The 25,484-nt window shown below is 65.0% G+C and carries 19 protein-coding genes, 1 tRNA gene and 1 pseudogene; 18 read left to right on the forward strand and 3 right to left on the reverse strand.

Features of this window, described 5'->3' with window-relative positions:
- Nucleotides 1-116: 116 nt before the first annotated feature.
- Complete coding sequence (gene metC / locus WN72_RS24425) at nucleotides 117-1,301, reverse strand: cystathionine beta-lyase (RefSeq protein ID WP_092217222.1); 1,185 nt, start codon at nucleotides 1,299-1,301, stop codon at nucleotides 117-119.
- Between the two features lie 389 nt (nucleotides 1,302-1,690).
- Between metC and WN72_RS24430 the strand changes: the two genes are divergently transcribed.
- The 5 genes from WN72_RS24430 (at nucleotide 1,691) to WN72_RS24450 (ending at nucleotide 6,796) form a co-directional block, all read left to right on the forward strand.
- Nucleotides 1,691-2,707, forward strand: coding sequence for an amino acid ABC transporter substrate-binding protein (locus tag WN72_RS24430; RefSeq protein ID WP_092217223.1), 1,017 nt, complete (start codon nucleotides 1,691-1,693; stop codon nucleotides 2,705-2,707).
- A 19-nt stretch (nucleotides 2,708-2,726) separates the two neighbouring features.
- Nucleotides 2,727-3,932 carry an amino acid ABC transporter permease gene (locus WN72_RS24435; RefSeq protein ID WP_092217224.1) on the forward strand — a complete coding sequence of 402 codons (1,206 nt, stop codon included), beginning with the start codon at nucleotides 2,727-2,729 and terminating at the stop codon, nucleotides 3,930-3,932.
- Nucleotides 3,929-5,449, forward strand: a complete 1,521-nt coding sequence (locus tag WN72_RS24440) for an amino acid ABC transporter permease (protein WP_092217303.1) — start codon at nucleotides 3,929-3,931, stop codon at nucleotides 5,447-5,449. Before WN72_RS24435 ends, WN72_RS24440 begins: the two co-directional genes overlap by 4 nt.
- Before the next feature lie 11 nt (nucleotides 5,450-5,460).
- Entirely contained in the window at nucleotides 5,461-6,198 is a 738-nt protein-coding gene (locus WN72_RS24445; RefSeq protein WP_027558003.1) for an amino acid ABC transporter ATP-binding protein, read from the forward strand.
- Nucleotides 6,199-6,367: 169 nt separating this feature from the next.
- Nucleotides 6,368-6,796 carry a DUF805 domain-containing protein gene (locus WN72_RS24450; RefSeq protein WP_051377898.1) on the forward strand — a complete coding sequence of 143 codons (429 nt, stop codon included), beginning with the start codon at nucleotides 6,368-6,370 and terminating at the stop codon, nucleotides 6,794-6,796.
- A 25-nt stretch (nucleotides 6,797-6,821) separates the two neighbouring features.
- Here the strand turns inward: WN72_RS24450 and WN72_RS24455 are convergent, their stop codons facing one another.
- Complete coding sequence (locus WN72_RS24455) at nucleotides 6,822-7,856, reverse strand: cysteine synthase A (protein WP_092217225.1); 1,035 nt, start codon at nucleotides 7,854-7,856, stop codon at nucleotides 6,822-6,824.
- A 650-nt stretch (nucleotides 7,857-8,506) separates the two neighbouring features.
- Here WN72_RS24455 and WN72_RS24460 point away from each other — a divergent pair.
- From WN72_RS24460 to WN72_RS24500, 10 genes are all read left to right on the forward strand, one after another.
- Nucleotides 8,507-9,991, forward strand: coding sequence for an efflux transporter outer membrane subunit (locus WN72_RS24460; RefSeq protein ID WP_027558005.1), 1,485 nt, complete (start codon nucleotides 8,507-8,509; stop codon nucleotides 9,989-9,991).
- Nucleotides 9,981-11,396: an efflux RND transporter periplasmic adaptor subunit gene (locus tag WN72_RS24465; protein ID WP_092217226.1), complete on the forward strand. Its 1,416-nt coding sequence runs from the start codon at nucleotides 9,981-9,983 to the stop codon at nucleotides 11,394-11,396. Before WN72_RS24460 ends, WN72_RS24465 begins: the two co-directional genes overlap by 11 nt.
- Nucleotides 11,397-11,433: 37 nt before the next feature.
- Nucleotides 11,434-14,583 (forward strand): efflux RND transporter permease subunit, encoded by a 3,150-nt coding sequence (locus WN72_RS24470; RefSeq protein WP_092217227.1) that lies wholly within the window; start codon nucleotides 11,434-11,436, stop codon nucleotides 14,581-14,583.
- Complete coding sequence (locus WN72_RS24475) at nucleotides 14,583-17,687, forward strand: efflux RND transporter permease subunit (RefSeq protein WP_092217228.1); 3,105 nt, start codon at nucleotides 14,583-14,585, stop codon at nucleotides 17,685-17,687. Before WN72_RS24470 ends, WN72_RS24475 begins: the two co-directional genes overlap by 1 nt.
- A 37-nt stretch (nucleotides 17,688-17,724) precedes the next feature.
- Nucleotides 17,725-18,459, forward strand: coding sequence for a tRNA-uridine aminocarboxypropyltransferase (locus WN72_RS24480; protein WP_092217229.1), 735 nt, complete (start codon nucleotides 17,725-17,727; stop codon nucleotides 18,457-18,459).
- A gap of 200 nt (nucleotides 18,460-18,659) precedes the next feature.
- Nucleotides 18,660-19,376, forward strand: a complete 717-nt coding sequence (locus tag WN72_RS24485) for an ABC transporter permease (protein WP_092217230.1) — start codon at nucleotides 18,660-18,662, stop codon at nucleotides 19,374-19,376.
- A 7-nt stretch (nucleotides 19,377-19,383) separates the two neighbouring features.
- Nucleotides 19,384-20,136: an ABC transporter ATP-binding protein gene (locus tag WN72_RS24490; protein ID WP_092217231.1), complete on the forward strand. Its 753-nt coding sequence runs from the start codon at nucleotides 19,384-19,386 to the stop codon at nucleotides 20,134-20,136.
- 56 nt (nucleotides 20,137-20,192) lie between these two features.
- Nucleotides 20,193-20,266: transfer RNA gene (locus WN72_RS24495), tRNA-Cys, on the forward strand.
- Between the two features lie 790 nt (nucleotides 20,267-21,056).
- Entirely contained in the window at nucleotides 21,057-21,299 is a 243-nt protein-coding gene (locus WN72_RS47985) for a BstA C-terminal domain-containing protein (protein WP_488226272.1), read from the forward strand.
- Nucleotides 21,300-21,577: 278 nt separating this feature from the next.
- The gene (locus WN72_RS24500; RefSeq protein WP_167336504.1) at nucleotides 21,578-21,724 is read left to right on the forward strand and encodes a hypothetical protein; all 147 of its coding nucleotides are present in this window, start codon (nucleotides 21,578-21,580) and stop codon (nucleotides 21,722-21,724) included.
- 84 nt (nucleotides 21,725-21,808) lie between these two features.
- Here the strand turns inward: WN72_RS24500 and WN72_RS24505 are convergent, their stop codons facing one another.
- Nucleotides 21,809-22,003 (reverse strand): hypothetical protein, encoded by a 195-nt coding sequence (locus WN72_RS24505; protein ID WP_027558012.1) that lies wholly within the window; start codon nucleotides 22,001-22,003, stop codon nucleotides 21,809-21,811.
- A gap of 252 nt (nucleotides 22,004-22,255) precedes the next feature.
- Between WN72_RS24505 and WN72_RS24510 the strand changes: the two genes are divergently transcribed.
- The 3 genes and pseudogenes from WN72_RS24510 (at nucleotide 22,256) to WN72_RS24520 (ending at nucleotide 25,484) form a co-directional block, all read left to right on the forward strand.
- Nucleotides 22,256-22,516, forward strand: coding sequence for a hypothetical protein (locus WN72_RS24510; RefSeq protein ID WP_027558013.1), 261 nt, complete (start codon nucleotides 22,256-22,258; stop codon nucleotides 22,514-22,516).
- Nucleotides 22,517-22,945: 429 nt separating this feature from the next.
- Nucleotides 22,946-23,862, forward strand: a pseudogene (locus WN72_RS24515) (ABC transporter substrate-binding protein).
- Nucleotides 23,862-25,484 carry an amino acid ABC transporter permease/ATP-binding protein gene (locus WN72_RS24520; RefSeq protein WP_092217232.1) on the forward strand — a complete coding sequence of 541 codons (1,623 nt, stop codon included), beginning with the start codon at nucleotides 23,862-23,864 and terminating at the stop codon, nucleotides 25,482-25,484. The pseudogene WN72_RS24515 and the gene WN72_RS24520 overlap by 1 nt, the downstream one beginning before the upstream one ends.

Below are 25,484 nucleotides of genomic sequence, written 5' to 3' on the forward strand. Positions count from 1 at the left end.
AAATGCTTGAGGTTCAAACCATTTGTTGGCTCATCGGCGTTAACGCCTGCGTGGGTTGCTCGTTCCCGTCGCGGCGCGCCTTGGCGCGTCCGCGGCGCGCTGCCTTTTGCTCAGACTCACATTGCCGCTTTGAGGGCAGCAAAGCCGCGATCGAGATCGGCCTTGAGGTCGTCGGTGCTTTCGAGCCCGATATGCAGACGGAGAGTCGGGCCGCCCGGCGCCCACTTGGTCGCGGTGCGATAGTCGTTGCAGTCGAACGGAATCGCGAGGCTCTCGAAGCCGCCCCACGAAAAACCCATGCCGAACAGCTTGAGCGTGTTGAGCATGGTGTCGACGGCCTTCTGCGGCGCCGGCTTCAAGACGATGCTGAACAGGCCCGAGGCGCCGGTGAAGTCGCGCTTCCAGATCGCGTGACCGGGATCGGTCTCCAGCCCCGGATGTAGCACGCGCGCGACTTCAGGCCGATCAGCGAGCCAGCGCGCCATCTCGAGGCCTGAACGATGATGCTGCGCCAGCCGCACCGACAGCGTGCGCAGGCCGCGCAGCGCGAGGAAGACGTCATCAGGACCGGCGCAGACGCCGAGCAGGCGGATTCCTTCCGCTACTATCGGCCAGGCCTTGGCATTGGCCGAGATGGTGCCGAACATGATGTCGGAATGGCCGCCGATATATTTGGTGGCCGCCTGCATGCTGATGTCGACGCCCTGTTCGAGCGAGCGGTGATAGAGCGGCGTCGCCCAGGTGTTGTCGTCGATGACAAGCGCGCCCTTGGCATGCGCGACCTCGGCGATGGTGCGGATGTCCGGCATCTCGAACGATTGCGAACCAGGCGCCTCGACCAGCACCGCGCGCGTGTTCGGCTTGAACAGCTTTTCGATGCCGGCGCCGATCAGCGGATCGAAATAGGTGGTCTCGATGCCATAGCGGGTGAGCATGCCGTTGCAGAAATTGCGCGAGGGTCGATAGACGTTGTCGCAGACCAGGATGTGGTCGCCGGCCTTCAGCACCGAGAGCAGGGTGGTGGAGATTGCCGACAGTCCTGACGGCACGATGCCGACGCCGGCACATTGCGGCCCCTCCAGCGCCATCAGCGTCTCCTGGAACGCCTTGGTGGTGGGGGAGCCGTGGCGGCCATAGGTGAACTCGCCGCGATGGGCGTGCAGGTCCTCGGCGGTCGGATAGAGCACGGTCGAGCCGTGGAACACCGGCGGATTGACGAAGCCCTTCTGCGCCTTGGTGTCGCGGCCGGAGGTCACCAGGCGGGTCTCGGCCTGCTGCTGAAGGGGATGCGAGGAATCCATGCGTCTGCTTTCAAAAAAGCGTTTCCGCTGGCGCGCGTCGCGCCCGCAGGCTGGCCGAAAGGCCGCTGTCGTTAATAACAGAACACAGAAGAGTCCCGTCAACCCCTTGACCCGGCCCGTCAGCCGCTCTCCTATGCGCAGGTGCTATTCAGTCGCCGCATGTTGAGGGGCAGCCGCGACCTTCGATCCATCGTCTGACCGGACCTTGCGCCACAGCCACAAAGGCGGGCGCAAGCGGCGGGGATTAGGTTATGGCCTCTCGGGATCGGCGGGTGTTCGGCAAGGTTTTCCAGCATGACTCTTGCAAGGCTAGTGCTGCGACGCCTAGTCCTGGCAGAGACGATCCTGAGACAACGTTCATTGAGACGACCTTGAAAGGCCTTCAGCCCATGAAACGCGTAACCCTGGCTCTCACTCTCGCTCTCGCCGCCGGCCTGACTGCCCAGACTGCCGGTGCGCAAACGCTCAAGACCGTCAAGGACCGGGGCACGCTGTCCTGCGGCGTCAGCCAGGGCCTGCCGGGCTTCTCCTCGCCCGACGACAAGGGCAACTGGACCGGGCTCGACGTCGACCTCTGCCGCGCCGTCGCCGCCGCCATCTTCAACGATCCGACCAAGGTCAAGTACGTGCCGCTGTCCGCCAAGGATCGCTTCACGGCACTGCAATCCGGCGAGATCGACGTGCTCTCGCGCAACACCACCTGGACCATCTCGCGCGACACCTCGCTCGGCGCCAACTTCACCGGCGTGACCTATTATGACGGGCAGGGCTTCATGGTGAAGAAGTCGCTCAAAGTGAATTCCGCGTTGGAACTGAACAGCGCCTCGGTCTGCGTGCAGACCGGCACCACCACCGAACAGAATTTGGCCGACTACTTCAAGGCCAACAACATGAAGTACGAGGTGATCGCGTTCGGCACCAATGACGAGACGGTCAAGGCCTATGAGGCCGGCCGCTGCGACGTCTTCACCACCGACCAGTCGGGCCTCTACGCCAACCGCCTCAAGCTCGCCAATCCCAACGACCACATGGTGCTCCCCGAGATCATCTCGAAGGAGCCGCTCGGCCCGATGGTGCGCCACGGCGACGACCAGTGGTTTGACATCGTGAAGTGGACGCTGTTCGCGATGGTCACCGCCGAAGAGCTCGGCATCACCTCGAAGAACGTCGACGAGAAGGCCAAGATGGAAAATCCGGAGCTGAAGCGCGTGCTCGGCACCGACGGCAATTTCGGCGAACAGCTCGGCCTCACCAAGGACTGGGTGGTCCGGATCGTGAAGGCGGTCGGCAATTACGGCGAGGTGTTCGACCGCAATGTCGGCTCGGGCTCGCCGCTCGCCATCAATCGCGGTCTCAACAATCTCTGGAACAAGGGGGGTCTCCAGTACGCGCCGCCGATCCGCTGATCCCGCCTGATCCGCGGCGATGAGCACCGAGGCTCGAAAACCGCCGGCCCAGATCGCGCTGAAGATCAGGCGCATTCTGGGCGGCAAGGCAGGCTGGAACGGCGTCGCCGTCCAGTTTGCCTTCGCGGCGATCCTGGGCTGGATTGGCTACGAGATCGTCTCCAACACCCGCGCCAACCTCGAGAACCAGCACATCGCCGCCGGCTTCGGCTTCCTGCGCAACAATGCCGGCTTCGACGTCAACCAGACCCTGATCTCCTACACCGGCTCGGACACGTTCCTGCGCGTGTTCGTGGTCGGGCTCCTGAACACGCTCGTGGTCTCGGTGGTCGGCATTTTCTTCTCCACCGTGATCGGCTTCATCGTCGCACTGTGCCGGCTGTCGCCGAACTGGCTCTTGTCGCGCGTCGGCGAGATCTACGTCGAGATCATCCGGAACCTGCCGCTGCTGTTCCAGATCCTGTTCTGGTACCTGGCGGTGCTCGCCGCGCTGCCCAATCCCAGGCAAAGCATTTCGCTGCTCGGCATCGCCTTCATTAGCAATCGTGGCCTCGTCATTCCATCACCTATCGGCGGAAGCGGCCTGGTGCCGTTCCTGGCGGTATTGGCCCTCGGCATCGTGGCGTCGCTGGCCTTGCGCATCCATGCGCGGAGCGCGCTGTTCCAGCGCGGGCAGGTCATCCGCATCTGGCCCTCTGTGCTGGTCCTGCTGTTCGGCCTGCCGCTCGCCACCATACTGGTGTTCGGTTTGCCTTTCACCGTCGAGCTGCCGCAGCTCAAGGGCTTCAATTTCGCCGGCGGCTCGCGCATCATTCCGGAGTTCGTGGCACTGACGCTGGCGCTGTCGACCTATACCGCCGCCTTCATTGCCGAGATCGTGCGTGCCGGAATCCTGTCCGTGCACAAGGGGCAGATGGAGGCGGGGTCCTCGCTCGGCCTCAGCCGCGGCGCCACGCTGCGGCTGATCGTCGTGCCGCAGGCGATGCGCGTCATAGTGCCGCCCCTGACCAACCAGTATCTCAATCTCACCAAAAATTCCTCGCTTGCGGTGGCGATCGGCTATCCTGATCTCGTCTCGGTATGGGCCGGCACGTCGCTGAGCCAGACCGGGCAGGCGATCGAGATCATCGCCATGACGATGGGCGTCTATCTTCTGATCTCGCTGCTCACCAGCGCGATCATGAGCGTCTACGGTTGGCGCGTCAGCCGGAGCCTCGGCGCATGACCGACATCACCTCATCCGCCTATGTCCGGCAGGATCTGCTCACCGAGCGTCCTGCGCCGGTGAAGACGACGGGCTTCATTGGCCTCGTGCGCACGCGCCTGCTCAACTCGCCGACCAACATCCTGATCACCATCGTCAGCGCCTTGCTGCTCTGGTTCACCATCGTTCCGTCAGTCCGGTTCCTGTTCGTCGACGCGGTCTGGACCGGCAGTGACCGTGCGGCGTGCCTGACCGAGAACGCGGGGTTCGCGGTCGGCGCCTGCTGGCCCTACATCCAGGCCAAGCTGCCGCAATTAATCTATGGCTTCTATCCCGAGGCCGAGCGCTGGCGCGTCAACCTCACATTCGCCCTGGCGGCGGTCCTGCTGGTGCCAATGCTCGTTCCGCGCCTGCCCGCGAAGGGGGTGAACGCCAGCCTGTTCTTCTTCGCCTTTCCCGTCGTCGCGTTCTTCCTGCTGCATGGCGGCGGCATCTCGGGCTTCGGCGTGAGCTGGACGGCGGGCCTGCTGCAATTGTTCGACGACAGCATCATCGGCGCCGGGCAGGTCCTGCTCAGTCTCAGCAAGACCTCGGCCATCGCCCCGCTGTTGTGGGTCGTCGGCAACCTCATCCTGCTGGTCGGCAAGGCAATCTTCTGGCTGATCTTTCCCCTGACCTGGCTGCGCGACCAGCTCGAGGGCTCGGGCCAATCGGTCTGGACCGATTTTGCGATCACCACGGCCGTCGTCGCGCTGATCGCCTTTGTCCTCGGCGGCGGCGTGCGCACGGGATGGCGCCCCCTGGCATGGAGCATCGCGACTTTCATCGCCATCGCCATCGTGATCAAGCTGATGGGGCTTGATCACGGCGGACTGGCGGTCGTGCAGACGCGACTCTGGGGCGGTCTTCTCGTGACGCTGGTGGTCTCCGTCGCCGGCATCGTCACGTCATTGCCGATCGGCATTGCGCTGGCGCTCGGCCGCCGCTCCAGCATTCCGCTGATCCGGATATTCTCGATCGCCTTCATCGAATTCTGGCGCGGCGTGCCGCTGATCACGGTGCTGTTCTTCGCAACCTACATGCTGCCGCTGTTCCTGCCGGGCAATTTCACGGTCGACGGGCTCGTCCGCGCGCTGATCGGGATTGCGCTGTTCACGGGCGCCTATCAGGCCGAGAACGTCCGCGGGGGCCTCGCCGCGATCCCGCGCGGGCAGGGCGAGGCGGCGGCGGCGCTCGGGCTGTCCTGGTGGAAGACGACGTCGCTGATCGTGCTGCCGCAGGCGCTGCGCCACGTCATCCCGAACCTCGTCAACAGCTTCATCTCGCTGTTCAAGGATACCTCGCTGGTCTCCATCGTCGCGCTGTTCGATTTGCTGGGGTCGCTGCGCGCCTCGTTCGCGGACCCGAAGTGGTCGACGCCGTCGACCTTGTTCACCGGCTTTGCCTTTGCCGGTATCATCTATTTCCTGTTCTGCTTTGGAATGTCGCGCTACTCGCTCTTCGTCGAGCACCGTCTCAACGCCCACCGTCGCAACTGATCGAGGTCACCATGTCCGAGCCCATCGTCAAGATTTCCGGCCTGAACAAATGGTACGGCGACTTCCACGTGCTGCGTGACATCGACCTCGAGGTCAAAAAGGGCGAGCGCATCGTGATCTGCGGGCCCTCGGGCTCGGGCAAGTCGACCCTGATCCGCTGCATCAATGCGCTGGAGGAATTCCAGGAAGGCGAGATCGTCGTCGACGGCATCGAGCTCGGGCCGAACCTCAAGCACATCGATGCGGTGCGCCGTGAGGTCGGCATGGTGTTCCAGAGCTTCAATCTGTTCCCGCATCTGACGGTTCTGGACAATTGCACGCTGGCGCCGATCTGGGTGCGCAACATTCCTAAGAGGGACGCCGAGGCGACCGCGATGAAATTCCTGGAGCGGGTCAAGATCCCGCACCAGGCCAACAAGTTTCCAGGCCAGATGTCCGGCGGCCAGCAGCAGCGCGTCGCCATCGCCCGCGCGCTGACCATGAATCCGAAAGTGATGCTGTTCGACGAGCCGACATCGGCGCTCGACCCCGAGATGGTCAAGGAGGTGCTCGACACCATGGTCGATCTCGCCGAGGAGGGCATGACCATGCTGGTCGTCACCCACGAGATGGGCTTTGCCCGCGAGGTCGCCAACCGCGTCGTGTTCATGGACGCCGGCCAGATCATCGAGGCCAACACGCCGAACGAGTTTTTTGCGGCCCCGCAGCATGCGCGGACGAAGCTGTTTTTGAGCCAGATTTTGCGGTGATCCAAACCGTGCTGCCGTAGGGTGGGCACGCTACGCTTTGCCCACCCTACAGCAGCTCAACTTGATCTGCGGTCCGTAATCTCTTCGCAACCATATTCAGGGTTGTGCCCCCGCCGCTTCACCCGTTCGAAAGCTCTTTCTGCGCCTATGGCGCAAAAAGGGGGCGCCTGTGCTCGACCTCGTATTTGGCTTCAATACCCGCCTGGGACGCCTAAAGTTCTTCCTCGCCACGCTCGCGCTCGCGGTCGTGATGACCGCGATCTGCTTTGCGGTCGCGACGTCGGCGCTGCGCAACGTCAACCCGGCCAATGTTCGCCCCGACGATCTCCTGAAGAGCTCGGGAATGATCGCGGCGATGGTGTTCTTCGCGCTGGCAACCATCACGCTGTACTCGATGCGCTTCCGCGATATCGGCTGGGATCCGGTCTGCGTGGTCCCGGCCTGGATCGCGCTGATGATCGTTGACTACGTCGTCGCGATGAAGTTTCCGCACCTTGCGATGGGCCAGGAGCATACCGGCACGGTGGTCGGCAGCATCGTCTATCTCGTGCTGACGCTGGCGCTGTTGTTCTGGCCGGGCAGCGACCGCTACACTTAGCACACGCGGCTGCAACCGGTTCGGCCTAAACGAACGGCGGCTTGATGTTGCTGCGCTGCTCGAGCCACTCCGGCACGGGCAGGTTCTTGGCGCGCATGAAGTCCGCGTTGAACAGCTTGGACTGATAGCGGCTGCCGGAATCGCACAGCACGGTCACGATGGTCTTGCCGGGTCCGAGCTGTTTTGCGAGCCGCACCGCGCCGGCGATGTTGATGCCGGTCGAGCCGCCGAGGCAGAGGCCCTCGTGCTGGAGCAGCTCGTAGATGACGGTGACGGCCTCGGTATCGGGAATGAGATAGGCGTCATCGACCTTCGCCGTCTCGACGATCGCGGTCGCGCGGTTGAGGCCGATGCCCTCGGTGATCGAGCCGCCGGGCGTCGCTTTGGCATCGCCGGTCCTGAAGTATTCGTACATGCCGGCGCCGTGCGGATCGGCGCAGGCGATGCGGATATCCTTGTTCTTCTCTTTCAGATAGCGGCTGACGCCGGCGAGCGTGCCGCCGCTGCCGACCGAGCAGACGAAGCCGTCGACCTTGCCGCTCGTCTGCTCCCAGATCTCCGGTCCGGTGGACTCGTAATGCGCCTTGGCATTGTCGAGATTGTTCCACTGGTCGGCGAACAGCACGCCATTGGGTTCGGTCTTGCGCAGCTCGTCGGCCAGCCTGCGGCCGACATGCTGGTAGTTGTTGGGATTGGCGTAGGGCAGGGCCGGCACCTCGATCAGCTCGGCGCCGCAGAGCTTCAGAAAATCCTTCTTCTCCTGGCTCTGCGTTTCCGGGATCACGATCAGCGTGCGGTAGCCGCGCGCGCTCGCCACGACCGCAAGGCCGATGCCGGTGTTGCCGGCGGTCGCTTCCACCACGAGACCGCCCGGTTTGAGCTCGCCGCGCTTCTCGGCCTCCAGAATCATCCATTTGCCGGCGCGGTCCTTCACCGACTGCCCGGGATTCATGAACTCGGCCTTGCCGAGGACGGTGCAGCCGGTCAATTCCGAGGCGCGCTTGAGCTTGATCAGCGGGGTGTTGCCGATGGCTTCGACAACGTCGTTTCGAGTGGTCATATCGGGGGAAATCACTGGCAAGGGGTTGATCTGGTTGGCCAGAACCTAGTGCTTGGGAGGCCAAAGGGGAAGGCTTTTGCGCTGCGGCGAAATTCGCGAAAGCAATGCCGGAGATCGGCGAAATGATATCTTCGATCACCGCCTGGCCATGGAAAATAACGCAAGTCACGAGCGGCCTAGGAAAGTGAATGGCGCGCGGCGGACGGAGGACCTACATGTGCGGGCAGCGGCGCGTTCAGTCGCGGTCATCGATGGCCTTGCGAGAACCGCCGATGCCCGCTTGAGACGGAGCCAAAGCAGCATGTTGCAGATTGCTGCTGGTGCAGCCGGATCGAACGGCTTCCGCGCAGGTGTGGCGCCAATATCACATGAAATCTTAGTAAGCTTGAGCACGCTTTGCGGTGGCTCGAAAATGCAAAAAGTCTCTGCCAGACAGGCGTATCTCGCATTTTCGTAGCTCCGGTATCGATGGGCTTGGCCGACCATCTCGCACCTGCGGGACTGTCCCGCTGTTCCGCACCCGGCTAGTATGAATTCCACGGTTCCGAGAAAGCATCACCTGTGAGCGAGTTATCCAACGCCCCCCGACTGTTCCGCCGCGAATCGGTTAATCCGGCTCGGCGGTGGCGGCTCGGTCTGCCCGGCGGGGGGTGGATGTGACACAGGATGTTTCTGCGATCGCCGTGCGGCGGTCCCCGGACTCTGCATCCCGGATGCGGCACGCCGCACGCTGGCTTGCGGTGCTGTGCCTCGCGGCCGGTTCCGGCGCTTGCGTGCTGACGCAGGACCTCCCGGATCCCGCGCTCGACGTGCCCACGCAGTACAAATATGCGGGCAAGGGCGATGTGCCGCCGTCACTGGATTGGTGGCGCGGCTTTCGCTCCGCCGAGCTCACGCAACTGATGGAGGAGGCGCAGACCGTCAACCTCGACATCGCCGCCGCCGTCGCCCGCATCGTCCAGGCGGATGCGCAGGCGCGGCAGGCGGGTGCGGCGCTGCTGCCGAGCCTGTCCGGCACCGGGCAGGAGGCCTATTCGCGCACCTCGGGCTCGAGCGCCTCGGGCCTCTCCATCGGCGGCCGCGAGGTCGTCAACTACCAGGCCTCGCTCAGCGCCAGCTATCAGCTCGATTTCTGGGGCCAGAACCGCGATGCGCTGCAGACGGCGGAAGAGACTGCGAACGCCAACCGCTTCGATCGCGACACGGTCGCGCTGACGACGCTGGCGAGCGTCGCCAACGCCTATTTCCAGGTGCTGGCCTCGCAGGACCGACTACGCACCGCCCAGAGCAACATCGCCAGCGCGCAGCGCATCCTCGATGCCATCCGCGAGCGCCGCAAGGCCGGCACCGGGACCGACCTCGATGTCGCCCAGCAGGAGAGCGTTCTCGCCAACCAGAAGGCGCTGGTGCCGCCGCTGCGGCAGACGCTGGACCAGAACCGAAATGCGCTCGCCGTGCTGGTGTCGCGGCCGCCGGAGAGTGTGCGCATCGCCGGCGGCTCGCTGAACAGCATCGCGATCCCGCGCGTCACGCCCGGCCTGCCATCGGAGATCCTGACGCAGCGGCCCGACATCCGCCGGCAGGAGGCGCAGCTCGCTTCAGCGACCGCCAATATCGGCAATGCCCGCGCACAATTCTTTCCAACCATCCAATTGACCGGCAATGGCGGCTATCAGAGCTCGGCGCTGGCCTCGCTGTTCCAGCCGCATGCGGCCTTCTTCCAGCTCGTCGGCAGCGCGACGCAGCCGATCTTCGACGGCGGCAAGATCCTCGGCAATTTCGAGTTCGCCAAGGCGCGGCAGGACGAGCTGCTCCAGACCTACCGCAAGACCATCGTCCAGGCCTTCACCGACGTCGATAACGCGCTGTATTCGATCAAGCAGACCACGATCAAGTTGCAATTGCAGCGCGATGTCGTTGCCTCCTCGAAGCGCGCCTTCGATCTCGCCGAGCAGCAATTGCGCGCCGGCACTGCCGACATCGTCACCGTGCTGAATGTCCAGCAGACACTATTTCAGGCGGAAGATGCGTTGTGGCAGGCCCAGCTCGCACGGCTTCTTGCCATCGTCAGCCTGTATCAGGCGCTCGGCGGCGGCTGGGAGCCGCGCATGGAGAAACCGGTCAATGCTCTTTAAGCCGGATAGCAAGCAAGGCGCGAAGGAGGGCACGGCGAAGAGGTCGCGCGGCCGCGGCTTCGTCATGACCCTGATCACGCTCGCGATCCTCGGCGGCCTCGGTTATGTCGGCTGGATCGTCACGCACCAGCAGCAGCAGGCCAACAACCGTAACCAGCGGCCCGATTTGCCGGTACCGGTGCTGGCGGCGACCCCGCGCATCCAGGACGTGCCCGTCTATCTCGACGGCGTCGGCGCGATCCGTGCCCTCAACACCGTGACCGTGCGCTCGCAGGTCGACGGCAAGCTGATCGCGGTCAACTTCACCGAAGGCCAGGACGTCAAGAAGGGTGACGTGCTCGGCGAGATCGATCCGGCGCTCTATCAGGCGACCTACGACCAGGCCGTCGCCAAGAAGGCGCAGGACCAGGCCCAGCTCGCCAACCAGCGCATCGACCTGACGCGCTACGAGCAGCTCGCCGCCTCCAATGCCGGCTCCAAGCAGCAGGCCGACACCCAGCGCGCGCTGGTCGCGCAGACCGAGGCGCTGGTCAAGGCCGACCAGGCCGCGATCGACAACGCGGCGGCGACTCTGAGCTACACCAAGATCGTGGCGCCGCTCTCGGGCCGCGCCGGCCTGCGCCAGGTCGACCAGGGCAACATCATCCACGCCGCCGACACCACGGGCCTCGTGGTGATCACGCAGTTGCAGCCGATCGCGGTGTGGTTCAGCCTGCCGCAGCAGCAGATCATGCGCGTCAATGCGGCCGCCGCAAAGGGCACGCTCGCCGTCGACGTGTTCGGCAATGACGGCGTCACCGTGATCGACACCGGCAAGCTCACCGGCATCGACAATCAGGTCGACCAGACCACCGGCACGCTCAGGCTCAAGGCCGAGTTCCCCAACGCCAATTACCAGCTCTGGCCGGGCCAGTTCGTCAATGTCCGCCTCAAGGTCGAGACCTTGATGCAGGCGCTGGTGGTGCCGACCTCGGCGGTGCAGCGCGGCCCGATCGGCACCTTCAGCTACGTCATCGGCGAGGACAATGTGGTCTCGGCCAAGCCGGTGACGGTGACGCAGCAGAACGAGCATGACGCCGTGATTGCCAGCGGCCTGTCGCCGACCGACAAGGTCGTCACAACGGGCTTCGCCAATCTGTCCGACGGCTCCAAGGTCATCGTCGGCCGCGACGACCAGACCCCTTCAGCCGATCTCGCCCCGCGCAAGCGCTCGCGCGGGCCGCAGGGCGAGGCGCAGAAGAAGGATGGCGCCAAGAACGGCCAGAACGAAGGTCAAAAGGACGGACAGGCCAAGGACAGCGAGTTCCGCGCCAAGCGCAAGAGCAGCGAAGGCGATCAGAAGGGTCAGACCGGACCTGCGCCGGGGCCGGGGGGCTCATCCGGAGCTGGAGCCAAGCAGCCATGATCCCGACAACAGCCGCGTGAAGCGGCAGGCATAAACCATGGGTGTCTCCGAACCCTTCATCCGCCGCCCGATCGCGACCTCGCTGCTCGGCATCGCGCTGCTGATCGGCGGCGCACTCGGCTATTTCGCGTTGCCGGTCTCGGCTTTGCCGCAGGTCGACTTCCCGACCGTGCAGGTGACGACGCAGCTGCCGGGCGCGAGTCCCGACGTGATCGCCTCGCTGATCACGGCGCCGCTGGAGCGGCAGCTCGGCCAGATCCCGTCGCTGTCGGCGATGAACTCGACGAGCTCGTTCGGCGTCAGCCAGATCTCGCTCCAGTTCGATCTCAACCGCGACATCGACGGCGCCACCCAGGACGTGCAGGCCGCGATCAACGCGGCTGCCGGCGTGCTGCCGAAGACGCTGCCCTATCCGCCGACCTACGCCAAGGTGAACCCGGCGGATGCGCCGGTGATGACCCTGGCGCTGCGCTCGGACACGATCTCGCTGCGGGCGATGAGCGACATCGCCGACACGCTGCTGGCGCAGCGGCTGAGCCAGATCTCCGGCGTCGGGCGCGTCTCCGTGCTCGGCGGGCTGAAGCCGGCCGTGCGCATCCAGGCCGACCTCGCGCGGCTTGCCGCCTATGGCATCGCCATGGAAGACCTGCGCACCGCGATCGCAAATGCCAACGTCTCGGGCCCGAAGGGCTCGCTCGACGGCGCGCAGCAATCCTACATCATCGCCGCCAACGACCAGATCGCCGCCGCCGACGCCTACAAGCCCGTCATCATCGCCTACCGCAACGGCTCGCCGGTCACGATCGCCGACGTCGCCCAGATCGTCGACGGGCTCGAGAACGACCGCACCGGCGGCTGGTACCAGGGCTCCCCGGCCGTCATCATCGACATCCAGCGCCAGCCCGGCGCCAACGTCATCGACGTCGTCAGCCAGATCCGCGCCGAGATCCCCAAGGTGCAGCGCGCGATCCCGGCCGGCGTCAACCTCACCATCGTCTCCGACCGTACCGTCACCATCCGCGCCTCGGTGCGCGACGTGCAGTTCACGCTGATCCTCAGCGTCGTGCTGGTGACGCTGGTGGTGCTGCTGTTCCTGCGCTCGCCGCGGGCGACGCTGATCGCCGGCGTCGCGCTGCCGCTGTCGTTGATCACCAGCTTCGGCATCATGTATTTTGCCGGCTTCAGCCTCGACAATCTGTCGCTGATGGCGCTGACGATCGGCACCGGCTTCGTCGTCGACGACGCCATCGTCATGATCGAGAACATCGTTCGCCACATGGAGAACGGCGAGAGCGCGATGGAGGCCTCGCTGAAGGGCGCCAGCGAGATCGGCTTCACCGTGATTTCGCTGACGGTGTCGCTGATCGCGGTGTTCATCCCGCTGCTGTTCATGTCGGGCCTGGTGGGACGCATGTTCCGCGAGTTCGCGCTGACGCTGACCATCGCGGTCGTGACCTCGGCCGTGGTCTCGCTGACGCTGACGCCGATGATGTGCTCGCGGCTGCTGCGGCATGCGCATGAGGAGCTCGCGGTGCCAGGCCTCGCCGCGATCAGCCGCTTCATCGACCGCACGGTCGAGTTCTATCACCGCACGCTGCTCTGGGTGCTGGAGCGCCAACGCGCCACGCTGGTCGTGACCTTCGCGACGCTGGTCGCAACCCTGGTCCTCTATGTCGTCGCGCCGAAAGGCTTTTTGCCGCTCCAGGACACCGCCTCGATCACGGCAGTGACGGAGGCGGGGCCGGACGTGTCGTTCGGGGAGATGCAGAAGCGGCAGGCCGAGGCCGCCGATGCCATCAAGGCCGACCCTGATGTGGTCGGCGTGGTCTCGGTGATCGGCGCGGGCTCGGTCAACCCGACCACCAATGTCGGACGGCTCGTCATGACCTTGAAGCCGCGCGGCGAGCGGCGCGACGATGTCAGCGTGGTCGTGAACCGGCTGAAGCAGCGGGTGGCGGGCATTCCCGGCATGACGGTCTATTTCCAGCCGGTGCAGGACGTGCAGATATCGACCCAGTCGAGCCGCTCGCAATACCAGTACACGCTGACCGGCACCGATGCGGCTCTGGTGTCGGAATGGGCGCGCAAGCTGGTTACGGAGATGCGGCGCGATCCCTTGTTCCGCGACGTCTCGTCGGAGGCGCAGGAGGGCGGGCTGCGGGCGCAGCTCGATGTCGACCGCACCCGTGCCGGCCAGCTTGGGGTGAGCCTGCAAGCGATCACCGACACGCTCAATGATGCCTTTGCACAAAGGCAGATCTCGACCATCTACGGCCAGGCCAACCAGTACCGCGTGGTGCTGGAGGCGCTGCCGATGTACCAGCGCGATCCCTCGATCCTGTCAAAACTGTATCTGCCGGGCGCGGCGAGCGCGATCGCCGGCGCGCCCAACGCGCAGGTGCCGCTGTCGGCGGTGGCGACGCTGAAGCGCACCACGGCGCCACTCGCGATCTCGCACCAGGCGCAATTCCCGGCGGTGTCGCTCAGCTTCAACCTCGCGCCAGGCGCTGCGCTCGGCGATGCCGTCGAAGCCGTGAAGACGATCGAGACCCGGATCGGCATGCCCAACAGCATCGTCGGCGTCTATGCCGGCGATGCCGCCGAATTCGCCAAGGCGCTCGCGGGACAGCCCTGGCTGCTGCTCGCCGCCGTCATCACGATCTACATCGTGCTGGGCGTGCTCTATGAGAGCTACATCCATCCGATCACGATCCTGTCGACGCTGCCCTCGGCCGGCGTCGGCGCGATCCTGGCGCTGGTCTTGTGCGGACAGGACCTCTCGGTGATCGGCCTGATCGGCATCATCCTGTTGATGGGCATCGTCAAGAAGAACGCGATCATGATGATCGACTTCGCGCTCGAGGCCGAGCGCGGGCAGGGGATGTCGCCCAATGAAGCGATCGTGCAGGCCTGCCTGTTGCGCTTCCGGCCGATCATGATGACGACACTGGCGGCATTGTTCGGCGCGCTGCCACTCGCGATCGAGAGCGGCACCGGCGCCGAGCTACGCTTCCCGCTCGGCATCTCCATCATCGGCGGCCTGCTGCTGAGCCAGCTGCTGACGCTCTACACCACGCCGGTGATCTACCTCGCGCTCGACCGCATCAACCGCCGCCTGGAGCAGGCGATGCCGCCGGCCGAATCCGGCGGCCCGCCGGTCGCAGGCGCGACCGAGGGGATGCAGTGATGGCATCGATCTCGGAGCCCTTCATCCGCCGACCGGTCGCGACCACGCTGCTCTCGATCGGGTTGTTCCTGCTGGGTGTCGTCGCCTACGAGTTCCTGCCGGTCGCTTCGGTCCCGAACGTCGATTTCCCCGCCATCTTCGTCTCGGCCAGCCGTCCCGGCGCCGATCCGTCGGTGATGGCGGCGACGGTGGCCTCGCCGCTGGAGCGGCGGCTGGGCGAGATCGCCGGCATCAACCAGATCACCTCGACCTCTTCGCTCGGCACCACCAACATCCAGCTCCAGTTCGACATCGGCCGCAACATCGACAAGGCCGCCCGCGACGTGCAGGCAGCGATCAACGCCGCGCTGGTCGACCTGCCGAGCGACCTGCCGACGCTGCCGCGCTTCCGCAAAGCCAACACGGCCGGTGCGCCCGTCTTCGTGCTGGCGCTGACCTCGAAGACGCTGTCGGCCAGCGCCATCTACGACGTCGCCGACACGGTGCTGGCGCAGCGCATCTCGCAGGTGCCCGGCGTCGGCGATGTGACCGTATCGGGCGCCGACCAGCCGGCGGTACGGGTGCAGCTCAATCCCGTCGCGCTGTCGAACGCCGGCATCGCCACTGACGACGTGCGCACCGCGATCATCAACGCCAATCCGCTCGGCCCGGTCGGCATCTTCAACGGCGAGCGCCAGAGCGAGACGCTGTCGCTGAACAAGCAGATGCGCACGGCGAAGGAGTTCCGCGACATCGTCATCAAGAGCTCCAACGGAAATTTCGTCCGGCTCTCCGACGTCGCCGACATCGAGGATTCCGTCCGCAACGCCCGCTCCATCGCCTGGTTCAACAAGCAACCGGCGGTCCTGATCCAGATCACCAAGCAGGGCGATGCCAACGTCATCGACACCGTCGACCGGGTGAAGGCGCTGATCCCCGAGCTGAAGCAATGGATCCCGGCCGGCGTCGATATCTCCACCCTGGTCGACCGCACCAGCACGATCCGCGCCAGCGTGCTCGACATGCAGTGGACGCTGCTCGCGACCGCCATCCTCGTGATGGTCGTGGTGTTCGTGTTCCTGCGCCGGCTGACGCCGACGATCGCCGCCGGCATCTCGGTGCCGCTGGCGCTGGCCGGCACCTGCGCCGGCATGTGGGTGGCGGGCTTCTCGATCGACAATCTGTCGCTGATGGCGCTGGCGATCTCGGTCGGCTTCGTCGTCGACGACGCCATCGTCATGATCGAGAATATGTTCCGCAACCTCGAGCACGGCATGCGGCCGATGCAGGCGGCGCTGGAGGGCGCAAAGCAGATCGGATTCACGGTCGTTTCGATCAGCCTGTCGCTGATCGCGGCGTTCACGCCGCTGATCTTCATGGACGGCATCGTCGGCCGTCTCCTGCGCGAATTCTCGCTGACTCTGACCTTCGCGATCCTGGTTTCGACGCTGGTGTCGCTGACGGTGACGCCGATGATCTGCGCCCACTATATCCGGCAGACCACCTCCGGCACCGCGACGCTGTTCGACCGACTGATCGAGGGCTCGCTGTCGCGCATCGTCGCCTTCTACGCCCGCACCTTGCGCACCGTGCTGGAGTTTCCGCTGCTGACGCTGCTGGTGTTCTTCGCCACCATCGCGCTGACGGTGACGCTCTACATCAAGGTGCCCAAGGGCTATTTCCCGACCGATGATTCCGGCTTCGTCATCGGCGCGACGCGCGCCTCCGCCGACATCTCGTTCCAATCCATGCTCAGCCTGCAGCAGCGGCTCGCCGACATCGTGATGCAGGATCCGGCCGTCGCCGGCATCGGTTCGACCGTTGGCAGCGGAGGGGGCCCGGGCGCCGCGACCTCGAACCGCGGCACCATGTTCATCAGCCTGAAGCCGCCGGAGGAACGCAACCACGTCTCGACCGAGGTCGTGATCGATCGCCTCAGGCGCGCTCTGTTTCCCGTGCCCGGCATCCGCCTCTTCATGTTCGCCGCCCAGGACGTACGCGCCGGCGGACGGCAGAGCGATTCCGACTACCAGTACACGCTGAGCAGTACCGATCTCGGCCTGCTGCAAAAATGGGCGCCGATCGTGGCCAAGCGCATGGAAACGGTCGAAGGCATCACCGACATCTCCAGCGACCGCGATCCCGGCGGACTTCAGCTGACCTTGTCGATCGACCGGCAAAAGGCCTCGGCACTCGGCGTCCGCGTCCAGGACATCGACAACGCCCTGAACAACGCGTTCTCGCAGCGGCAGATCTCGATCATCTACACCCAGCGCAACCAGTACATGGTCGTGCTGGAGATCGATCCGAAATTCCAGGTCGACCCGTCCAACCTCGACCGCATCTACGTCGCCGGCGCCAATGACGCGCAGGTGCCGCTCTCGGCCGTGGTGCATGCAACGCGCGGGCTCGCCGCGCTCGCGGTCTACCATTCGCAGTCGTTCCCCTCGACGACGGTGTCGTTCAACCTCTTGCCCAACGTGCCGCTCCAGGCCGCGACGCAGAACATCCAGCGCGCCGTCGAGGAGCTGCATATGCCCGAGGGCATCCGCGGCAGCTTTGACGGCAATGCCGGCGACTTCGCCAGGACCAGCGGCCGCCAGCCGCTCCTGATCCTCGGCGCGCTGGTCGCGATGTATATCGTGCTGGGGGTGCTCTACGAGAGTCTCGCCCATCCGCTGACGATCATCTCGACGCTGCCGTCGGCCGGCCTCGGCGCGCTGCTGGCCTTGCAGATCACCAACACGCCGCTGACGGTGATCGCCTTCGTCGGCATCATCCTCTTGATCGGCATCGTCAAGAAGAACGGCATCATGATGGTCGATTTCGCGCTCGATGCCGAGCGTCAGCGCGGCCTGTCGTCGGCGGAGGCGATCTTCGAGGCCTGCCAGGCGCGCTTCCGTCCGATCCTGATGACGACCATGGCGGCGCTGTTTGCCGGCATTCCGCTTGTTGTCGCGACCGGTCCCGGCACGGAGCTGCGCCGTCCGCTCGGCATCACCATCATCGGCGGCCTGTTCGTCTCGCAGATCCTGACGCTGTACACCACGCCGGTGATCTATCTCTTGATCGACCGCCTGCGGCGCCGCTCCGAGCCACGCCCGCTGCCTGCGCCGGCGGAATAGGTTGTTGAAGTGCCGCGCTGAGCGTATAGCGGCGGTCATGTCGAACCTTACAGACCCAGCCCCGGCCGAGCCGATCCCCGAATGCCCGCATTGCCAGAAGCCAATGCCGCTGTGCATCTGCGACAGCGTCACGCCGATTGAGAACCGTCTCTCGCTGCTGATCCTCCAACATCCGCAGGAGCAGGACAGGGCGCTCGGCACCGCGCGCTTGCTGGCGAAGCATTTTGCCGATGCCACCGTGCGCGTCGGCCTGTCATGGCCGAGCCTGTCCAAGGCGCTTGGCCGGCCGGTCGAGAACGCCGCGCGCTGGGCCGTGCTCTATCTCGGCTCGGCCCGCGCCGCCGATCTCGAGGCCGAGGGCGAGATTGTCGCGCTCAACCGCAAGGGCGAGATCGCCGAGAAGCAGCGCGCCATCCTCGGCAAGCTCGAAGGCGTGGTGCTGCTCGACGGCACCTGGAGCCAGGCCAAGGCGCTGTGGTGGCGCAATCCCTGGATGCTGAAATGCCAGCGCGTCATCCTCAACCCCGCGCATCCCTCGCGCTACGGGCGCCTGCGCAAGGAGCCGCGCAGCGATGGCCTGTCGACCATCGAGGCCGCGGCGACGATCCTGGCCGGCGTCGAGCGGCGCCCCGATATCGCCGAGATCCTGCACGCGAGTTTTGAACGGCTGTTAACGCGCTACCGCGAGGTCCAGGCCGAGATGCCCGAACTGGCGCCGAAACCTGCGCCGAAGGGCCGCCGGCGCGACTTCAGGCGTCGCAAACGAGCCTGACTCCAGCCCACATCCTCCGTACGATTGATTGCACCGCGCCAGGCGGGCGGATAGAGAGCATCGGCCAGACAGGCCGCGCTCTGCTATCCTGTTTGCAGCATCGGAAAGTCGGAAGCGGAAGGGGCCGTCGAATTCAGCGCGTAGCGAAGGAGATCCTGGCACAGGCGGCGCGGCCCGATTGCTGGGGCACGCTCGCGCTGATGGACATTTCGCTGCGCTACCGGCGCACCGTCATCGGCCCGCTCTGGATCACGCTGACGCTTGCCGCCACGATCGCAAGCGTCGGGACGGTTTACGCGGCGCTGTTCAAGCAGGATATCACCGCTTTCCTGCCACCCTTCGCCGTTGGCCTGATCGTGTGGACGCTGATCGCGACCACGCTGCAGGAGGGTTCCAACATCTTCGTCGCCTCCGGTCATCTGATCAAGGCGGTGCCGGCGCCGCTGATCGTGCATGTGCTCCAGATGATCGCGCGCAACGTCCTCATCTTCGCCCATCATCTGGTGATCGTCGTCCTGCTCTATCTGGTGATGCCGTGGCCGCTGCATTGGAGCATGCTGCTCGTCGTGCCCGGATTTGCGATCCTGCTCATCGTGCTGCTCGGCGGCTCGGTCGCGCTCGGCATGCTCTGCGCGCGCTTTCGCGACATCGGCTCGGCCATCGTGAGCGGATTGCAGTTCGTCTTCTTTCTCACGCCGATCATCTGGACCGAGGAGACCGTGCGCGGCACGACGTTCCATTGGCTGGTCCGCGTCAATCCTTTCGCCACGCTGCTCGATCTCGTGCGCAGGCCGCTATTGTCGCAGCCGACCGATCCCGAGCAATGGTTGCTCGGGGCGCTCTATGCCGGCGTCGTCGCAATCATCGGCCTGTCCTGCTACGCCCGATACCGTCATCGCGTGGCGTATTGGCTGTGAGGCGCGCATGACGACTGCCGCCCACATTTCCCTGCGCGACGTCTCGGTGACGTTTCCGGTGCTGTCGTTCCGCGACCGCTCGCTGCGCAGCCGCTTCGTCAGCGCCGTGACGCTGCGGCGGAATGCGGCGGTCCCGCACATCGTCTCGGCCTTGAGCGGCGTCAATCTCGACATCCGCGCCGGCGATCGTCTCGCCATCGTCGGCGCCAATGGCGCCGGCAAGACCACGCTGCTGCGGGTCCTCGCCGGCATCTACCATCCGACCGCGGGCAGTGTGGACGTCAACGGCCGGTGCCTGTCGCTGTTCGACCTGTCGGCCGGCTTCGACGAGGAGGCCACCGGCTACGAGAACATCATGCGGCGCGGGCTCGTGATCGGGGCCCGCCGCGCCGAGATCGACGCTCGCCGCGCGGAGATCGCCGAGTTCACCGAGCTCGGCGACCGGCTCGACCTGCCGCTGCGCACCTATTCCAGCGGCATGATGCTGCGCCTGACCTTCGCGGTCGCAACCGCGGTCGAGGGCGAGATCGTGTTGCTCGACGAATGGATCGGCGTCGGCGACCAGCAATTCCGGAAAAAGGCGCGGCAGCGGCTCGACGAGATCGTGGCGCGCGCGGGCATCCTGGTACTCGCCTCGCACGACGTCGATCTCATCAAGGCGACCTGCAACCGCGCAATCCTGCTGGACGAGGGGCGGATCGCGGCTTGCGGCACGACCGAGGAAATTCTCGGCCGCTATCTCGGCGGCGCCAGGACGTAGGCACCCGGTCGGGGTTGCCTAAGCCATTGATCCCCTATATTGGTCCGCCCTTATGGGGCCACGTGGCGGAGTGGTTACGCAACGGTCTGCAAAACCGTGTACACCAGTTCAATTCTGGTCGTGGCCTCCATCACAAGCTTCTGAAATTACTTGCAAAAATAATTCCCTATCCGTTCCGCTGATGCGGACTGCTACCGGATTGCTACCATTCGGTTCCGGCGTCCGCGCGGCTGCCTTCAGAGCGGCATCGACCATCGCCGCGGACTGGGAAGCGCGACCGCCAGCGGCTGGCGGCGCATGCCCGCCGGCTCAGACGATAAAACGACAAGGGCGCGGGGCTTCGGTTCCGCGCTTTCATTTGACGACGCGGTTCGCCTTGGTCCGTTAGATTGAAGGGCTAGGGTATCCGCAGCGCTCACGGGTTATAAGCACGTGCCCTTGCCGCCAATTTTTGACCACGTGCCCGTTCCAACATTGATGGTGCTTTTGGGCGTAGCCAATCAACGCCAAGATAATCAAAGCTACTGCGACGCATCCGGCTACGATGTTCTGTGCCATGGCTGCCACTCCGCAGGACCACAACGTCAAAGGATAGATGAACACCCAGAGATCGCAGCCGTCAATGCGCCGCAGATCAGCCCGAGATCGATCAAGCACGTGCTGCGCCGCCGCTTCCCTGAGGGAGACTGGCACGAGGCCGCCGGTTCACGCTGGCGGGCCGCCAGTCTCACCACTTGCGGGCTACGTTTTTCACGCGTTCGAGTGCGACGATCGCAGCGCCAACCAATGACGTGTTTACAAGCGAGTCGTGAACTCTGGTTCTGAAAGGCTCTGGCGCATAAGTGATGGCGAGACCCGCAGTGGGTACGAGAACTATCAGGCCGACAATTGTGGTACGCTGCTACACGCTGCCGGAGCACATGGTGCCCGACATCTCGCACGGCCGAATATACTGCAAATGGTTGAGGGATAGTCACGGTATAGACACCGCGCCAACTTACGCCCTCGTCTACGAGGACGGTCGGAGGGTTGCGGCGAAAGCCTACCCTGAAGCCCTATTGCCGAATTTCAGGAGGCACTTCCGCGAGGAGTGCTGCCGAATCGCGCGATTGAATATTTCCGTGGGCGCGACAGCGAGGCTCTTCAGTACCTCCCGAAGCTGATCGCCGACAGCAAACCGAAGAAGCTGAACCAGGGGGCTCGGCAGCCTTGGCGAGAGCATGGGCGTCGGAGTCTGATCGGCGCCCACGAGGCAGGATCAGCGCATTATCGACGAGCTTCGGGAGTTCGAGCAGTTTTGCCTGGGGCTGGCCGAGGAGAGACAGGGCGGCGTCACCGGATTTGCCCGGGGCTTGGCGGAACCCGGCGATTCAGGCCCGATGGCATAGACTTCGCATCTGCGAAGCGATGCATTCCCCATCACCCGAGCGCTGGAGCAGCCGTGGGCGACATCGTCCGATTTGTCCCGAAATCCGAGCTGGAGCGGGCCCGTCTCATTCGCGAGGCCCGCGCGATCTATGACAGCATCTTTCCGCCGGCCATCCCCGACAGGGTGCCGCAGGACGGCGAGGAGCGCGTCAAGACCTGATCGCGGCCGCGCCGGGCTCGGCGCTTGGCCAAAAAGCAAAACGCCCGCGACTCGCGGGCGCATCGGCTCATCATGAAAGTGGCCTCAGCCGGCCGCGTACCAGCCGTCCGGAAACGGCAGCAGGGGCCAGGCGCCCTCATTGTCATTCGCAGCCTTGGGCGTCGCGTTGAAGCTCCACGAGCGGGGCACGAATTCCTCCTCCGCCGCGGGCTCAAAATCCTGATGGACCATGGCGTCCCGGACGGCATCCAGCAGCAAGTTGAATTCGGCTTCGCTCATCACACCCTCCGGCAATTCGGAGCGCGAATGTCGCAAAGCCGGTTTGTTTCCAAATTGAGCCGATCGTTCGAATTCTAACGATCCGACGATCGCGGCCCGATTGGTTAGCGATTCCTGAAAAATCCCCGCGCAAATCTAGGCAGCCCGGGCGCAACGCCAGTGTGAAAGAGATCACATTCTCGGCGGTTTATTTCTCCTACGCCTTCACACACCGGCCAATGGTGGCCGGTCGGGCAGAGCGGGAGACTGGTCATGAAGGCGAGGTTCTTGCGGTTTGCGGGTGTGAAGAGCCGGGCGCGTCGCGCCTCGACGGTCGGACTATTCCTGGCGCTGTTTGCCTCCGCCGCCCAGGCGCAGGGGACGCCCGAGCAGCGCCGGGCCTGCACCCCCGACGTCTACCGGCTCTGCGCCGGCGAAATCCCCAATGTCCGCGCGATCACGGCCTGCCTGCGCCGTAACCGGTCAAGCTTGAGCGAGGCTTGCCGCACCGTGTTCGATCAGGCCGGCGGCTGACATAGCTGACCTGTGGTTTTGTGCGCAGCAAGTGGCCTGCGCGGGCTCGCGAATCCGGCATGATCAGCCTGTGGATATGCTGCGGACAGCCTGTGGAGTGCTGTGGATACCGGACGCAGATGTGTCGGCCGCGCGCCGCATTCCCGTCGTCTGTCGTCATATCTCTGTCAAATAACTTCATCATCTGATTCTCCTGTCGCGCCAATCGATGCGCCATTCAGGATAATGTGGTTCACCCGAATTCGGAATTGCGCGCGGTAGCGTGCATCGCGCACGAACAGTTTTTGTGCAGCCCCGTGCCCAAATCGCGGGCTCGTCCGTCCAATTTTTTGTACGCCCGCGGACAAGCTTTTCGCGGGCCGCTCCACCTAGGCTTCCTTCCGGGATTTGGAACATGGCCAGCGCCATGACAATTCGAAGGAGCAGGAGATGGAGAGACGGCTATTGCCCCATGCGCGGGGGATCGCGCGCGCATCGCAGCCGTGGCGCAAGGCCGCGCTTGGTGCCGTGCTCGCTGTCGGCCTGGTCGCCGCAGCACCGCTGAGCGCGCACGCCGCCGCACCGGCCGCCTGCGCCGCACTCCAGGAGAAATATCCGGACTGGAAAGGCAAGACGCTCGTCAACGCCATCAACCCGCATACGCCGGGCTATGAGACGATCGATCCCAAGTATCCCAGCAAGTATATCGGCTTCGACATCGATCTCGGCGAGGCTATCGGCGAGTGCCTCGGCTTCAAGCTGACCTACAAGCCGGTGACTTTCGCAGCGCTCCTAACCACGCTCGCCGCCGGCCAGGCCGACATCGTGATCTCCGACATCTACGCGACCAAGGAGCGCGCCAAGGCCGCCGACTTCATCACCTATCGAAGGTGTTCGACGGCGTGCTGGTCGCCAAGGGCAATCCGAAGGGCATCAACGGCATCAACATGTCGATGTGCGGCACGGCGGCCGCCGAGAACACCGGCTATGTCGAGGTGCCCCTGATCCAGGCGCTGATCCCGGAGTGCAAGAAGGCCGGCAAGCCCGAGCCGACCATCCAGCTCTACGACAACAACGCCAACTGCATCCAGGCGATCCTCGCCGGCCGCGCCGATACCTACATCAACGACGTCAACACCGTCGACAGCGCGGTGAAGGCCTATCCGGACAAGCTGGAGAAGGCGATCGCGGTGACGATCCCGTATTCGGTCGGCATCGCCGTTCCCAAGGACAAGCCGAAATTCCGCGACGCCGTGCTCGCCGCGCTGATCGAGGTGCAGAAGGCCGGCACGCATATGGAGCTTCTGAAGAAGCATGGGTTAGACGTGAACAACTTCAAGGAGCCGGACATTCTGACGGCTGACTGATGTCGCTGTTCCTCCATTACCTGAGCATGCCGTATCTGCTCGAGGGCATCGAGCTCACCCTCGAGGTGACTGCCCTCGGGCTCGGCGGCGGATTGATCCTCGGATTGATCCTCGCCGGCATGCAGCTCTCGCGCTTCTGGCCTCTGGCGGCGATCGCCCGGGGCTACACCGTGATCTTCCGCGGCACGCCCCTGATCCTCCAGATGGTGTTCGCCTACGACGCGCTGCCGCATATCGGCATCAAGCTGCCGGCGGTGCTGGCCGCGGGCCTGGCGCTCGCCTGCAACGAGGCGCCGTTCATCGCGGAAATGCTGCGTGCCGGCGTACTCGGCGTCGATCGCGGACAGCTGACGGCCGGCCAGGCCCTCGGCATGACGCCATCCATCCTGATGCGCCGGGTGATCGCTCCGCAGGCGATCCGCACCATGATCCCGGCCTTCGGCAACGAGGCAGTCAGCGCGCTGAAAAACTCCTCGCTCGCTTCCGTCGTCGCGGTGCAGGAGCTGACCCTGCGATCGACCCAGCTGGCGTCCTCGACCTTCGACTTCTTCTCGATCTTCTTCGCCTCGGGACTGCTGTATCTCGTGCTGACCGCCACCATCAGCGGCATCCAGCTCTTCGCCGAATGGCTGCTCGACCTCGATCGCACCACGCGCCGCGAGCGGAAGCTCGCCGACTATCTCCCCTGGCGCCGCGTTGAACTTGCCACCAAGCTCGACCTTGCCGATGCGGCTGGCGCCGATCCCGAGCCCGCACCGGCTGAGCTGACCGACACCCCGCCGCTGGCCCTGACCCGCGAGGAACGCGCCCGCCGCGCCGCGACGATTGCGCGCAACAATATCGCGGTCGAAGCCAAGGACCTCACCAAGAGCTACGGCCCGCAAAAGGTGCTCGACGGCCTCGATCTCACCGTACGCGTGGGCGAGGTGGTGGCGCTGCTCGGCCCCAGCGGCTCCGGCAAGAGCACGCTGCTCCGCTGTATCAACCATCTCGAGAACTGGGACGCTGGCACCATCCGCGTCGGCGGCCGCCGCCTCGGCTTTGGCGAAGATGGCAAGCCGCTGTCGCCGCGCGCCATTGCCAATGAGCGCGCCAGCGTCGGCGTCGGCATGGTGTTCCAGCAGTTCAATCTGTTCGCCCATCTCTCGGCCAAGGAGAACATCGCCGGTCCCTTGCGCTGGGTCCACGGCATGACCCGCATTGATGCCGAACGCCGCGCCGCCGAGCTGCTCGACCGGGTCGGGCTCTCGCATCGCGCCGATGCGTTGCCGCGGCATCTGTCCGGCGGCCAGCAGCAACGCGTCGCCATTGCGCGCGCGCTGGCGCCGAACCCGAGCGTGCTGCTGCTGGACGAGCCGACCTCGGCGCTCGATCCCGAACTCGTCAACGAGGTGCTGGAGGTGATCCGCCGCCTGGCCATCGATGACGGCCTCACCATGATCATCTCGACACACCAGATCCGCTTTGCCGACGAGGTCGCCGACCGTGTCGCGTTCTTGAGCGGCGGCGCGATCATCGAGGAGGGACCGGCGCACGAGGTGCTCTCCAATCCCCGCAATCCGCTGACCGCGCGTTTCCTCAGCGTGATGGAAACCGACAAGACTCCAGAGGCGGTGCGATGA

The sequence above is a fragment of the Bradyrhizobium arachidis genome (assembly GCF_015291705.1).
GTDB classification, from domain to species: domain Bacteria; phylum Pseudomonadota; class Alphaproteobacteria; order Rhizobiales; family Xanthobacteraceae; genus Bradyrhizobium; species Bradyrhizobium arachidis.

Bases quoted from the DNA above. Each gene is read 5' to 3' on its own strand.
- metC (WP_092217222.1), bottom strand. From the start codon at position 1,301: ATGGATTCCTCGCATCCCCTTCAGCAGCAGGCCGAGACCCGCCTGGTG.
- WN72_RS24430 (WP_092217223.1), top strand. From the start codon at position 1,691: ATGAAACGCGTAACCCTGGCTCTCACTCTCGCTCTCGCCGCCGGCCTG.
- WN72_RS24435 (WP_092217224.1), top strand. From the start codon at position 2,727: ATGAGCACCGAGGCTCGAAAACCGCCGGCCCAGATCGCGCTGAAGATC.
- WN72_RS24440 (WP_092217303.1), top strand. From the start codon at position 3,929: ATGACCGACATCACCTCATCCGCCTATGTCCGGCAGGATCTGCTCACC.
- WN72_RS24445 (WP_027558003.1), top strand. From the start codon at position 5,461: ATGTCCGAGCCCATCGTCAAGATTTCCGGCCTGAACAAATGGTACGGC.
- WN72_RS24455 (WP_092217225.1), bottom strand. From the start codon at position 7,856: ATGACCACTCGAAACGACGTTGTCGAAGCCATCGGCAACACCCCGCTG.
- WN72_RS24465 (WP_092217226.1), top strand. From the start codon at position 9,981: ATGCTCTTTAAGCCGGATAGCAAGCAAGGCGCGAAGGAGGGCACGGCG.
- WN72_RS24470 (WP_092217227.1), top strand. From the start codon at position 11,434: ATGGGTGTCTCCGAACCCTTCATCCGCCGCCCGATCGCGACCTCGCTG.
- WN72_RS24475 (WP_092217228.1), top strand. From the start codon at position 14,583: ATGGCATCGATCTCGGAGCCCTTCATCCGCCGACCGGTCGCGACCACG.
- WN72_RS24480 (WP_092217229.1), top strand. From the start codon at position 17,725: ATGTCGAACCTTACAGACCCAGCCCCGGCCGAGCCGATCCCCGAATGC.
- WN72_RS24485 (WP_092217230.1), top strand. From the start codon at position 18,660: ATGGACATTTCGCTGCGCTACCGGCGCACCGTCATCGGCCCGCTCTGG.
- WN72_RS24490 (WP_092217231.1), top strand. From the start codon at position 19,384: ATGACGACTGCCGCCCACATTTCCCTGCGCGACGTCTCGGTGACGTTT.
- WN72_RS47985 (WP_488226272.1), top strand. From the start codon at position 21,057: ATGGTGCCCGACATCTCGCACGGCCGAATATACTGCAAATGGTTGAGG.
- WN72_RS24505 (WP_027558012.1), bottom strand. From the start codon at position 22,003: ATGAGCGAAGCCGAATTCAACTTGCTGCTGGATGCCGTCCGGGACGCC.
- WN72_RS24510 (WP_027558013.1), top strand. From the start codon at position 22,256: ATGAAGGCGAGGTTCTTGCGGTTTGCGGGTGTGAAGAGCCGGGCGCGT.
- WN72_RS24520 (WP_092217232.1), top strand. From the start codon at position 23,862: ATGTCGCTGTTCCTCCATTACCTGAGCATGCCGTATCTGCTCGAGGGC.